At 60.0% G+C, this 13,298-nt stretch carries 10 protein-coding genes; 9 read left to right on the top strand and 1 reads right to left on the bottom strand.

All coding sequences use genetic code 11. The annotated features are described in order from the left end of the window. Window positions 1-195: 195 nt before the first annotated feature. The gene (locus tag GSQ93_RS34350; protein ID WP_158940367.1) at window positions 196-1,206 is read right to left on the bottom strand and encodes a GlxA family transcriptional regulator; all 1,011 of its coding nucleotides are present in this window, start codon (window positions 1,204-1,206) and stop codon (window positions 196-198) included. 450 nt (window positions 1,207-1,656) lie between these two features. Here GSQ93_RS34350 and GSQ93_RS34345 point away from each other — a divergent pair, with 450 nt between their 5' ends. The 9 genes from GSQ93_RS34345 to GSQ93_RS34305 all read left to right on the top strand — a co-directional run bounded on the left by GSQ93_RS34345 (window position 1,657) and on the right by GSQ93_RS34305 (window position 13,262). Further along, the gene (locus GSQ93_RS34345; protein ID WP_158940366.1) at window positions 1,657-2,946 is read left to right on the top strand and encodes a serine hydroxymethyltransferase; all 1,290 of its coding nucleotides are present in this window, start codon (window positions 1,657-1,659) and stop codon (window positions 2,944-2,946) included. A 27-nt stretch (window positions 2,947-2,973) separates the two neighbouring features. Further along, window positions 2,974-3,945, top strand: a complete 972-nt coding sequence (locus tag GSQ93_RS34340) for a dipeptidase (protein WP_158940365.1) — start codon at window positions 2,974-2,976, stop codon at window positions 3,943-3,945. 45 nt (window positions 3,946-3,990) lie between these two features. Beyond that, window positions 3,991-4,527 carry a DUF5943 domain-containing protein gene (locus GSQ93_RS34335; protein ID WP_158940364.1) on the top strand — a complete coding sequence of 179 codons (537 nt, stop codon included), beginning with the start codon at window positions 3,991-3,993 and terminating at the stop codon, window positions 4,525-4,527. A 49-nt stretch (window positions 4,528-4,576) separates the two neighbouring features. Then, window positions 4,577-6,640 (top strand): NADH:flavin oxidoreductase, encoded by a 2,064-nt coding sequence (locus tag GSQ93_RS34330; protein WP_158940363.1) that lies wholly within the window; start codon window positions 4,577-4,579, stop codon window positions 6,638-6,640. A gap of 2 nt (window positions 6,641-6,642) precedes the next feature. After that, complete coding sequence (locus tag GSQ93_RS34325) at window positions 6,643-8,562, top strand: (Fe-S)-binding protein (protein WP_158940362.1); 1,920 nt, start codon at window positions 6,643-6,645, stop codon at window positions 8,560-8,562. A 3-nt stretch (window positions 8,563-8,565) separates the two neighbouring features. Next, the gene (locus GSQ93_RS34320; protein WP_158940361.1) at window positions 8,566-9,753 is read left to right on the top strand and encodes an electron transfer flavoprotein subunit alpha/FixB family protein; all 1,188 of its coding nucleotides are present in this window, start codon (window positions 8,566-8,568) and stop codon (window positions 9,751-9,753) included. 40 nt (window positions 9,754-9,793) lie between these two features. Further along, on the top strand, window positions 9,794-10,612 hold the full coding sequence (locus tag GSQ93_RS34315) for an electron transfer flavoprotein subunit beta/FixA family protein (RefSeq protein ID WP_254074214.1): 819 nt from the start codon (window positions 9,794-9,796) through the stop codon (window positions 10,610-10,612). 74 nt (window positions 10,613-10,686) lie between these two features. Continuing rightward, window positions 10,687-11,985 (top strand): SRPBCC family protein, encoded by a 1,299-nt coding sequence (locus GSQ93_RS34310; protein ID WP_158940359.1) that lies wholly within the window; start codon window positions 10,687-10,689, stop codon window positions 11,983-11,985. A gap of 59 nt (window positions 11,986-12,044) precedes the next feature. Next, window positions 12,045-13,262 (top strand): hybrid-cluster NAD(P)-dependent oxidoreductase, encoded by a 1,218-nt coding sequence (locus GSQ93_RS34305; RefSeq protein WP_158940358.1) that lies wholly within the window; start codon window positions 12,045-12,047, stop codon window positions 13,260-13,262. Window positions 13,263-13,298 lie beyond the last annotated feature (36 nt).

Genomic DNA, 13,298 nt, shown 5'->3' with positions numbered 1-13,298 from the left:
CGTTTCTTTGTCGCTTTGGACAAAGAAATGACGTGCCGCCACGCACAGTGGCTAACAGTGATAAAGAAAAAATCCGACTCACGCAGACCACTAACACTGAAAGCACCAACCCGGCATAGACCCCGACCACTAACCGCAACGACCAAGCCCACCCCAAACCAAACCCAAACCCCGAGTGAGTGCGAACGAAATAGCTCAAGCGGCGTTTTGAGCAATGCCCATCGGCGCAACAATGGCCAGCGGCGGCAACTGGCGCCGCCGTTCCCGCGTCGGCGCTGTGCCAAACGAATCGCGATAACTCTTGCTGAAGTGGCAGGCCGACTGAAAGCCGCAAGCCATCGTGATGTGCATGATCGACATGTCGGTCTGCAGCAGCAACTCACGCGCGCGGCGCAGCCGCAGTGTCAGGTAATAATGCGTGGGCGTCATGCCCAGATGCTCGCGGAACAGCCGCTGCAATTGCCGCTGCGACATCCCCGCCAGCCGCGCGAGTTCTTCGCGCGACAACGGCTCCTCGATGTTGTTCTCCATCAGCGAAATCACTTCGAACAGCGACTTGTTCGCCGATCCCAACCGCGCAACCAGCGGCATGCGTTGCTGCGCGCTAGTATCGCGAACGTGCTCCACGATGAACTGTTCCGCAATCTGCGTGACCTTCGCCGATCCCACGCGCGTGGCGATCAGGTTCAACATCATGTCGAGCGGCGCGACGCCCCCCGTGCAGGTCACGCGATCCCGGTCGATCACAAATAGCTCTTTGAGGAAGCGTGTTTCCGGGAATTCCTCTTTCAGCGCCGACATGTTTTCCCAATGAATCGCACACGCGTATCCGGCGAGCAAGCCGGCGCGAGCGAGGGCATAAGTGCCGGTGCAGAGGCTGCCGAGCACGCTACCCAGCCGGGCGAAACGGCGCAGCGCGGACAGATGCGCGGGCGTGGTTTCGCGCTGGACATCAATGCCGCCGACGACGAACACGATGTCCGGTAGCCCGACGCACTCGACTGGTCCGGTATCCACAGAGAGGCCATTGCTTGCACTCACGGGACCACCCTCCGGGCTCACGATGGACCACGTGTACAGCTTCTGCCCGGTCAAATAATTCGCCATGCGCAGCACTTCGATGGCGTTGGTGAACGCGATCATCGTGAAATTGGGCAGCGGCATGAACGCGAAATGCGCGAGCGACGCGGTTCGGTCGGGGGACATGGAGGAGGGAATCCTTCGAATCTAAGGTGAGGCTATGTCGTGGGGACACGACTATGGACATTTTGTAGATGTTTGCAACTAGCATGCCATCAGGCTAAACCCTATCGGCGTTGAAGCTTACGGCGGCGTAAGTGATTTGTTGCGCACCGCGACGGGGATCGCAGACGGGGTTCGCACCGCAGAAGAGCGCGAACGGTTCGCCGCAGTGCAGCATCGAATTCGCGTTCACGACGTGCCTCGGGCGACTTGTGTAAAACGGACGCGGATGTCGGAAAAGGCCAAGAACACGTCTAAATTCATAAATTGGCGCGTGGGGTGAAAGTCAAGAATAGACGCATCGGAAAGCGGTTCTCAGCGTGGTTTCAAGTGCCTTTGCGTAACGCTGCATCAGGGCTCACGAAGCAAACCGCCTTTCAAAAACGACTTGTCCCCGAACCCACGGATGCTTCAATGTCAAATTCCTCGACTCGCCCCGCCGCCCCGTTCTTCGAAGAACCGCTTGCCACCCGCGACGCACCCGTGCGCAGCGCCATCCTGAAAGAGCTGGAACGTCAGCAGTCGCAGATTGAATTGATCGCGTCGGAAAACATTGTCTCGCGCGCCGTGCTTGAAGCGCAGGGTTCGGTGCTGACGAACAAATATGCGGAAGGATATCCGGGCAAGCGTTATTACGGCGGCTGCGAATTCGTCGATGAAATCGAAACCCTTGCGATCAATCGCGTTAAGCAACTCTTTAATGCGCAGTTCGCGAACGTGCAGCCGCATTCGGGCGCGCAAGCGAACGGCGCCGTGATGCTCGCGTTGACGAAACCCGGCGATACCGTGCTCGGCATGTCGCTCGATGCAGGCGGGCACCTGACGCACGGCGCGAAGCCGGCAATGTCCGGCAAGTGGTTCAACGCGATCCAGTACGGCGTGAACCGCGAGACCATGTTGATCGATTACGAACAGATCGAAGAACTTGCGATGCAGCACAAGCCGACGTTGCTGATCGCGGGTTTCTCGGCGTATCCGCGTGAGCTGGACTTTGCGCGTTTGCGTGCTATCGCGGACAAAGCCGGTTCGAAACTGATGGTCGACATGGCGCACATTGCCGGCGTAATCGCGGCAGGGCGGCATCAAAACCCGGTCGACCACGCACACGTAGTGACGTCCACCACGCACAAGACGCTGCGCGGCCCGCGCGGCGGTTTTGTACTGACCAATGACGAAGACATCGCCAAGAAGATCAATTCGGCGGTGTTCCCGGGCCTCCAGGGCGGTCCGCTGATGCACGTGATAGCTGGAAAGGCCGTGGCCTTCGGCGAAGCGCTGCAGCCCGGTTTCAAGACTTACATCGATAACGTGCTGGCCAATGCGAAAGCGCTGGGCGAAGTGCTGAAGGCCGGCGGCGTGGATCTCGTCACCGGCGGCACGGACAACCACCTGCTGCTCGTCGATCTGCGTCCGAAGGGCTTGAAGGGCAACCAGGTCGAGCATGCGCTGGAACGCGCCGGCATCACGTGCAACAAGAATGGCATCCCGTTCGATCCGGAAAAGCCCACGGTCACCTCGGGCGTGCGCCTCGGCACGCCGGCCGGCACCACGCGTGGTTTTGGCGTGGCAGAGTTCCGTGATATCGGCCGCCTGATCGTGGAAGTGTTTGACGCACTGCGCGATCACCCCGAAGGTCATGCTGAGACCGAACACCGCGTGCGCCGCGAAATCTTCGCGCTGTGCGAACGCTTCCCCATTTATTGATTACGCCCTCCTTTTCCGGAGCAAGAGATGAGCACACTTCACGACAGCAGCATCATCATCGATGGCCTGAATATTTCGAAGTTCGAGCCGTCGGTATTCGAGGACATGAGAAAGGGCGGCGTGACCGCGGTGAACTGCACGGTGTCCGTCTGGGAAAGCTTCCAGAAGACCGTCGACAACATTGGCGAAATGCGTCAAATGATCCGCGAGCACAGCGACATTCTCACGCTCGTGCGCACGACGGACGACATTCGCCGCGCGAAGCAAGAGAACAAGACGGGCATCATTTTTGGTTTCCAGAACGCGCATGCGTTCGAGGACAACCTGGGCTACATCGAAACGTTCAAGCAGCTTGGCGTGAACGTCGTGCAGCTTTGCTACAACACGCAGAACCTCGTAGGCACGGGTTGTTATGAGCGCGATGGCGGTCTCTCGGGTTTCGGCCGCGAAGTGATTCAGGAAATGAATCGCGTGGGCATCATGGTCGACCTCTCGCACGTGGGCGGCACAACGTCTTCCGAAGCTATCGCTTTCTCGAAGAAGCCGGTGTGTTATTCGCATTGCTGCCCGTCGGGCCTGAAAGAACATCCGCGTAACAAGTCCGATGAACAACTCGAAGAAATTGTCGATGCGGGCGGTTTTGTCGGCGTGACGATGTTCGCACCGTTCCTCAAGCGCGGCGCGGATGCGACGGTGGAAGACTACCTTGAAGCGATCGAGTACGTGGTCGACCTGATCGGCGAAGACAACGTGGGTATTGGTACGGACTTCACGCAAGGCTACAGCACGGAATTCTTCGACTGGATCACGCACGACAAAGGTCGTTATCGTCAACTGACGAACTTCGGCAAGGTCGTGAATCCCGAAGGCATCCGAACGATTGGCGAATTCCCGAACCTCACGGCAGCGATGGAACGCGCCGGCTGGAGCGAGTCGCGCATCAAGAAGATCATGGGCGAGAACTGGGTACGCGTGTTCGACAGCGTCTGGAACGTCTGACCCGGACGTCCGACCCCGCTCACCCAATAACAAGGAACCCACACGATGCAACCGCAACTGCCCATTGATGTCGATCCGGAAACCGGCGTCTGGACCACCGACTCGCTGCCCATGCTGTACGTGCCGCGCCATTTCTTCACGAACAACCACTTGGCCGTTGAAGAAGCGCTGGGCCGCGAGGTGTATGCGAGGAGCCTTTATACGGCGGGTCACAAGTCGGCGTATCACTGGTGCGATAAAGAAGCCAAGCAGCATGGCATTAGCGGCATGGCAGTGTTTGAACATTACCTGAAGCGCTTGTCGCAACGCGGCTGGGGTTTGTTCTCGATCGTTGCAAGCGATCCGGCCGCATCAACGGCCACCGTGCATCTGCATAACTCGTCGTTCGTGCTGGCGCAGCCGGGCGCTGAAGGCAAGCTTTGCTACATGTTCGCAGGCTGGTTCTCAGGCGCAATGGACTGGGTCAACGACACCGCGCTGGAAGGCACGAAGAAAGGCCCGAAGTCGTTTTCAGTCGAGACGCAATGCGCCGCTGAAGGCCACTCGCATTGCGTGTTCGAAGTGACGCCGCTGGCAGCGTGAACGAGTAATAAAGCAGCGTAGTACATAGATAATTCCGAGGTCCACCGCGATGCGTTACCCCAACCTTTTCAAGCCTCTTACGCTGAACAAACTGACCTTGCGCAACCGCATTGTCAGCACCGCGCACGCGGAGGTCTACGCGGAGCCGGGTGGTTTGCCCGGTGATCGGTATATTCGTTATTACGAAGAAAAGGCCAAGGGTGGGGTGGGATTGGCCGTGTGCGGCGGCTCGAGCCCGGTGTCTATCGATAGTCCGCAAGGATGGTGGAAGTCGGTGAATCTCTCGACCGACAAGATCATCGATCCGCTCGCGCGACTGGCCGAAGCCATGCACAAGCATGGCGCGAAGATCATGATCCAGGCGACCCACATGGGCCGTCGTACCGCGTATCACGGCGAGCATTGGCCGCATCTGATGTCGCCGTCCGGCGTGCGTGAACCGGTGCATCGCGGTAACGCGAAGATCATTGAAGTGGAAGAAATCAAGCGCATCATTACCGACTTCGCGGCGGCGGCCAAGCGCGTGAAAGATGCGGGCATGGATGGCGTCGAAATATCGGCGGCGCATCAGCATTTGATCGACCAGTTCTGGAGTCCGCGCACGAATTTTCGTACCGATGAATGGGGCGGCTCGCTCGAAAACCGCCTTCGTTTCGGTAACGAAGTGCTCCTGGCCGTGCGTGAAGCGGTGGGTCTGGATTTCTGCGTTGGTCTGCGTATGTGCGGCGATGAATTCCACGAAGACGGTCTCGATCACACGCAGTTGAAAGAGATCGCGCAGTCGATGTCGGAATCGGGTCTGATCGACTACATCGGCGTGATTGGTTCCGGTGCGGACACGCATAACACGCTCGCGAACTGCATGCCGCCGATGGCGCTGCCGCCCGAGCCGTTCGTGCATCTCGCGGCGGGAATCAAATCGGTGGTAAAGCTGCCGGTGATGCATGCGCAAAGTATTCGCGACGCAGGACAAGCCGAGCGCCTGCTCGAGTCCGGCATGATCGATCTGGTCGGCATGACGCGTGCGCAGATCGCCGATCCGCACATGGTCATCAAGATCCGCGATGGCCGCGAAGACGAGATCAAGCAGTGCGTGGGCGCGAATTATTGTATCGACCGGCAGTACAACGGTCTCGATGTGCTGTGCGTGCAGAACGCGGCGACATCACGTGAAGAAACCATGCCGCACGTGATCGAAAAATCGCGTGGGCCGAAGCGGAAAGTCGTGGTCGTTGGTGCGGGTCCTGCGGGACTCGAAGCGGCGCGCGTGGCGAAATCGCGGGGGCATGACGTCGTATTGTTTGAGAAGAACGAGCACGTGGGCGGCCAGATCATGCTGGCGGCGAAGGCGCCGCAGCGTGAGCAGATGGCGGGCATCGTGCGCTGGTTCGACATGGAAACGAAGCGCCTTGGCGTGGATCGCCGTCTGGGTGTGGCAGCCGATGAAAAGATGATCATGGCGGAGAAGCCGGACATCGTCGTGCTGGCGACGGGCGGTTCATCGTTCACGCAGCAAGTGCCGGCATGGGGCGTAGAGCAAGGTCTGGCTGTTAGTTCGTGGGACATCCTCTCAGGCAAAGTCGAGCCGGGCAAGAACGTGCTGGTCTATGACGGCGTGAGCATGCAGGCAGGCGCGGGTGTGGCGGATTTCATGGCGAGCCGCGGCTCAAACGTCGAGATCGTGACGCCGGACGTGAAGGTTTCCGACGACGTGGGTGGCACCACCTTCCCGATTTTCTATCGACGTCTATATGCGCAAGGCGTTATCTCCACGCCGAACTATTGGCTCGACAAAGTGTATGAGGAAGACGGCAAGAAGATCGCTGTAATCCGCAATGAGTACACGGAAGAGCAGGAAGAGCGCGCGGTCGATCAGGTGGTGATCGAGAACGGCATCGTGCCTAACGACGAGCTCTACTGGACGCTCAAGCCGGAGTCGCTGAATCGCGGCCAGATCGATGTGCACAAGCTGTTCGCCTCCGAGCCGCAACCTTCCTTGAGTGAAGAATTGGGCAACGGCCGCTTCCTCCTGTTCCGCGTAGGCGACTGCATCTCCATGCACAACATTCACGGCGCGATCTACGACGCGCTGCGCCTCGTCAAGGACTTCTGATAATGAGCCCGGTGTTTGTCATTACCGCGTTGTTGTGGTTGTCGGTGGCGGGTCTGGCATTTGCACTGTTCAAGCGTGCGGCGTATTGGCGTGAGGGTCGCGCGACGGCAGCAGGTGCGTATGGCTGGGGGAATTTGCTGTCTATCCCGAAGCGCTATTTCGTGGATCTGCATCATGTGGTCGCACGCGATCCGTATATTGCGAAGACGCACGTGGCAACAGCCGGCGGCGCGATCGCTGCGATGGCGCTCGTGTTCCTCAACTACGGGCTGGCTATTTATTCGCCGTGGCTCGACAAGCTGATTTTTCTCGCGGCGCTCGTGATGCTGGTCGGTGCGGTGTTCGTGTGGCGTCGCCGGCATGGAGCGAAGGCAGTGCCGGCGCGATTGTCCCGTGGTCCTTGGGACAGCCTGCCGCTGCTGTTAGGTTCGTTCGCGCTTGGGCTCGTGCTGTTTATCGTGTTGCCCGCTGCGGCAATGTCCGGCGCATTGGCGATTATTGTCGCATTGCTGATCGCTGCGGGTGCCTTCACGATGACCTTCGGCGCAGCCCGCGGTGGCCCGATGAAACACGCGCTCGCAGGGTTGCTGCATCTCGCGTTTCATCCCCGGCAAGAACGTTTTACAGGGCGTAGCCACGAGCATGACGTCGTGCCGCCGACCGCGCTCAAGATGCCTGTGCTCGATGCCAAGGAGTATGGCGTTGGCAAGCCGGTCGAGTTTCGCTGGAATCAATTATTGAGCTTCGATGCCTGCGTGCAATGCGGCAAGTGCGAAGCAGCCTGTCCGGCGTTCGCAGCGGGTCAGCCGCTGAACCCGAAGAAGCTGATCCAGGATCTGGTGACCGGGATGGTCGGCGGTACGGACGCCGCATATGCAGGCAGCCCGACGCCGGGCATTCCGCTTGGCAAGCATTCTGGCGCACCGTCGAAGCCGCTGATTTCCACGATGATCGAAGCGGATACGATCTGGTCATGCACCACCTGCCGGGCATGCGTTCAAGAGTGCCCGATGCTGATCGAGCATGTGGACGCCATCGTTGACATGCGTCGCAATCAAACGCTGGTCGAAGGCATCGTTCCTGGCAAGGGTCCCGAAACGCTCGCGAACTTGCGCGAGACGGGCAGCGCGAATGGCTTCGATATCGGCGCGCGTTACGACTGGGCCATAGATTTGCAAGTGCAGGTCGCGCAGCCGGGACGACCGGTGGACGTGTTGCTCATTGCAGGCGAAGGTGCGTTCGACATGCGCTACCAGCGCTCCCTGCGCGCGCTGGTAAAAGTGCTGAACAAGGCCGGTGTCGACTACGCGGTGCTTGGCGGCGTGGAGACGGATACTGGCGATACGGCCCGTCGTCTGGGCGATGAAGCCACGTTCCAGCAGCTGGCGACGCAACTCATCGCGACATTATCGAAGTATTCGTTCAAGAAGATCGTTACCGCCGATCCGCATGTGATGCATAGCCTGCGCAACGAGTATCGCGCGCTGGGCGGCCTGTACGAAGTGCAGCATCACACGTCATTGATCGCGGAGCTGGTCGCCAGTGGCAAGCTCACGCCGGCCGCTGAAAGCGCGCTCGCGGCGGGCAAGACCGTCACGTATCACGACCCGTGTTATCTCGGCCGATACAACGGCGAGACGGAAGCGCCGCGCAAGCTCCTGAAATCGATCGGCATCAAGGTGGTCGAGATGGAACGCAACGGCATGCGCGGCCGATGCTGTGGCGGCGGCGGCGGCGCGCCGCTCACGGACATCCCGGGCAAGCAGCGTATTCCGGACATTCGTATCAACGATGCCCGCTCGATCAATGCGGAGATCGTGGCGGTCGGATGTCCGAACTGCACGGCGATGCTGGAAGGGGTAGTCGGTCCTCGGCCGGAGGTGCTGGACGTGGCTGAACTCGTTGCAGCGGCGTTGGAGTAAGCAATGGATACCATCAAACGAATCGATCCGCGTCGGCCATTTTCGATCACGGCAGAAGGGCTCAAACGCATTACGCTGGGGTTTGTCGGCGTGGCGGGGGACGTTCAAGCGGGCGCCATGGGCGGGCATCGTGAACAGGCGAAGCCACGTCGTACGACAGCAACTGCGCAACGTTCATTGCTGGTGGCAGCGCACAGCGACCGTGGTTCACTCGATGACCATGCACGGCAAACGCTTGCCGCAGCCGCGTTACTGGCGGACTCGACAACGCAAGTCGTATTGCTTGTCCTCGGCGAATTGAAGGACGACGTGGCTGCGCTCGGCGCGGACAAGGTGATCGAGATGTCAACGTTCGATCGTCGTGCGTTCGCTCCCGATGCCGCGCTGAATGCGCTCGCCGCGTGTGTCGCGGCGTATTCACCCGCGCATGTTTTTCTCCCCGATAACGCGACCGGCGACGGCGATCTTGGTCGCCGATACGCGGCGCAAGCGAAGGCATCGGTGGTGACGCATGTGGTCGAGATCGACGCTATGCACGTGGCGGTTTATACCCAGGCGCGCAAGGCGTTTGCCGCGCGCTCCCTTCCCGACGTAATCCTGCTTGCCCCGAACGCGGTCGATACAAGGTTGCCATTCGTCGGCGCAGGCGAGCGGGTCGCGGCAGAGCAATTCCTCGTTGAAGACCACCAGAAAACGAGTCCTTACAAAGACCTGGGCATCGAAGAAATAGATGCCGCGCAAGTTGCGTTGGAAGAGGCGGATTTCATCGTGTCGGCGGGTAATGGCGTGACGGATGTTCCGGCATTCGAGCGTCTCGCCAGCACCGTAGGCGCTGCAATCGGCGCAAGCCGGGTCGCAGTCGACGATGGCAAGTTCCCCCGCGACAAACAGATCGGCGCAACCGGCAAGACGGTCGATGCAAGCATCTACATTGCGTTCGGTATCTCGGGCGCGGTGCAGCACTTGCAGGGCATCAAGGATTGTCGTCACGTGATTGCGGTGAACCTGGACGCGAGCGCACCGATCGCAAAACGCGCGAACCTGACGATCATCGGCGACGCGCAGGAAACGATCGCGGCGTTGACCGATGCGGCGGCTGCGGCGCGTAACGCGCGTGCGAACCCGGGCGCACTCACAACGTCCGGCAACACAGCCTCGAACGCTGCGAAGCTGGAAGGAGCGCTCGCATGAATCTCATCAAGCACGCTCGGGGAGCAATCAATTGACTAGCGTGAGTAACGTACGGACAACGGCATCGGCTACGAAGCGCCTGAACAAGATCGCCGTCCTCGTCTCGGTTGGACGCCACCCGGTGAGCGGAACGGCGCGCTATAGCCGCAACGACGCCGCGGCGCTAACGCTGGCAACGCGGCTCGCCGCCCAACATCAGGCGACGCTCGACGTGCTGCACGCGGGCGATCCGACCAATCCCGCATTGCGCGAATATCTGGCGTTGGGCGCGGCCAAGGTGGAAGTGCTGGCCGTAGCCGCAGGAGATGAAATCACGCCGGCACTGACCGCACGTTTGAAGGGGTACGACCTTGTGCTGACCGGCACGCGCGCGGAAGGCACGGAAGACAGCGGCATGCTGCCGTACCAGCTCGCTGACGCATTGGGTTTCGCGCTGCTTGCATCGGCTGTGGATATTGACATTGAAGGCGACGTTGAACCCGCACACATCACGGTTCGGCAATTCCTGCCGAAAGGGTTGCGCCGGCGCGTGCAGGCAAGCTTGCCCGCCTTGGTCGCGGTGCATCCCATGGCCAACGCCACGCCGCGATACGCCTACGCAAAACTGCGCGAGGGCGCCATTGAGCCGGTGCGGGTGAGCGCGGACAACACACGGACAGGCGTGCCCTGGTCGATCAAGCCCGCAACGGCAAAACCCGTGCGGCTGGCAGCGGCCGAAAAGCGTTCGGGCCACGCGCGCATGCTCTCGGCCACGACCACGGAAAGCCGGGGCGGCAGCGTCGTAATTGAAGGGACTTCCGTCGAAAAAGCACAAGTGATCCTGGCGTATTTGCGCGAGCATCAACTCGTCGATTACTGATTTTCGACACGAAAATTCCCGCACGATTCCCGCACGTTCAAGGTCGGGCGGGGCACCAAAACACGGAGTACACGATGAAAGTTTCCGCAGACGTTCGCGCAATGATCGAACGCCGCAAGAAGGGTCACACGCTGGAAGCGCCGTTCTACGCGAGCGAGGAAGTCCACGCGCTCGACATGGATGCGATCTTCCGGCGGCACTGGATCCAGGTCGCGGTCGAACCGGACGTGCCGGAAGCGGGCGACTACATGACGGTGGAACTCGGCAACGATTCCATCCTGATCGTGCGCGACGACGATATGCAGATCCGCGCGTTCCACAACGTTTGCCGGCATCGCGGTGCGCGCCTGTGCAGCTCGGAGAAGGGCTCGCTGGGCAATATCGTGTGCCCGTATCACAGCTGGACTTACAACCTGAACGGCGACCTGATGTTCGCCGAGCACATGGGCGAGCAGTTCGACAAGTGCAAGCACAGCCTCAAGAAGATCCACCTTGAGAATCTCGCGGGATTGATTTTTGTCTGCCTCGCTGAAACGCCGCCGGCCGATTTCGCCGTCTTGCGCGCTTCAATGGAACCGTATTTGCTGCCGCACGGCCTTGCCGACTGCAAGGTGGCCGCCGCCATCGACATCATCGAAAAGGGCAACTGGAAGCTCACGATGGAGAACAATCGCGAGTGCTATCACTGCGTTGCGAACCATCCTGAGTTGACCATCTCGCTGTACGAATATGGCTTCGGTTACCAGCGCTCCGCGGACAATGAAGAGGCCATGGCCGCCTTCGACAAGACCGTTGAAGAACGCACGAAGCAGTGGGAAGCCATGAACCTGCCGTCGAAGGAAATCGACCGGCTGGCTGACCTTGTCAGCGGTTTTCGCACACAACGTTTGCCGCTCGATCGCAGCGGCGAGTCGCAGACGATGGACGCCAAGGTGGCGTCGAAGAAATTGCTTGGCGGCTTCCAACAAGCCGATCTCGGCGGTCTCTCGTTCTGGACCCAGCCGAATTCATGGCATCACTTCATGAGCGATCACATTGTGAGCTTCTCGGTGATCCCGTTGTCGGCCGGCGAGACGCTCGTGCGCACGAAATGGCTCGTGCACAAGGACGCGAAGGAAGGTATTGACTACAACGTCGACAACCTGACCGCCGTCTGGCGCGCGACCAACGACCAGGACCGTGCGCTGGTGGAATTCTCGCAACTCGGCGTGACGAGCAGCGCATACGAACCGGGTCCTTACTCGCCTTTCACGGAAGGCCTGGTTGAGAAATTCTGCGAGTGGTATATCGGCAGACTCGACGACTATGCGAAGACGCCTGATGAAGCGAGCGTAAACACGCACGGCGAGAAAGTCGTGTCGTTCAAGCGCTAGGCTCATCTAGCAAACAAGCGAACCAAAACGTCGCACTCAAAGCTACAGCGGAGAAACAGATGATGCGCGATCAGGCGACGTTCGAGCCTGCCCCGAACCGAGTGACTCAGCCCGAGTTCTGGGGCACGCTTCCCGCCCGTTGGGATAGCGACACCGACGAGACGCTCGTCTGCTGCCACGTTCGTCAGGAAACGCACGACGTAAAGAGTTTTTTCTTTCGTGCGCCGGTTGAACGGACCTTCGCTTTCGAGCCGGGCCAGTTCATCACGCTGGAGCTGGAGATAGACGGCGAATCCATTAATCGCTGCTATACGATCTCCTCGCCGCCTACGCGTCCGCACACCATCTCCATCACGGTGAAGCGGGTGCCGGGCGGCAAGGTGTCGAACTGGCTGCACGACAATCTTCAGACGGGTGGCCAGGTTCGCGTGCTGGGACCCGCGGGTGAGTTCACCTGCGCACGGCATCCGGCGCGTAAGTTCCTGTTCTTATCGGCGGGATCGGGTGTCACGCCGTTGATGTCCATGAGCCGTGCGCATCACGAACTGGGCGAAGATCGCGACATCGTGTTCGTGCACAGCGCACGCACGCCCGATGACATCATCTTCGCGCGCGAGCTTGATTTGATTGCGTCGAACCAGACGAACTTCCGCACGGCGTTCGTATGCGAACGAGTCGGTGCACGGACAAACTGGGCCGGCGTGACAGGCTTCCTCACGCTGCCTTTGCTCAAGCTGATCGCGCCGGATTTCCTCGAACGGGAAATCTTTACCTGCGGTCCTGCGCCCTACATGAAAGCAGTGCGCGATCTGCTCGCGGAAGGCGGTTTCGACACCACGCATTATCACGAGGAAAGTTTTTCCTTCGAGACGATCGCGGAAGTCGCTGCGCAACTGACGACTACGCATGTGGCCGATGCATTGCGGTCCACCGAAACATTCGCGGAGATGCGGGAAAGTGCGGTTGGTTTTGATCCATCGCCTGAACTCGCGCCCATTGCCGCACCTGTAGAGACCACGTTCAAGGTCAGTTTTGCCAAGAGTAATCGCGAGATCGAATGCGGCAGCGGGCAGCATGTTCTGGACGCCGCCAAGAAATCGGGCGTGCGCTTGCCGGCATCGTGTACGCAGGGAATGTGCGGCACGTGCAAGGTCAAGCTGCTGTCCGGCGAAGTCGAGATGAACCATAACGGCGGCATTCGCCAGCGTGAGATCGATCAGGGCATGGTTCTGTTGTGTTGCAGCAAGCCGCTGACGGATCTTGTCGTCGATAAGTAGGGTATTCATCAGGGCCGGCGACGCAGCCGGATAAAA

The sequence above is a fragment of the Burkholderia sp. S171 genome (assembly GCF_009766085.1).
Classification (GTDB): Bacteria; Pseudomonadota; Gammaproteobacteria; order Burkholderiales; family Burkholderiaceae; genus Caballeronia.
This window is presented reverse-complemented; position numbering and strand designations above follow the sequence as displayed.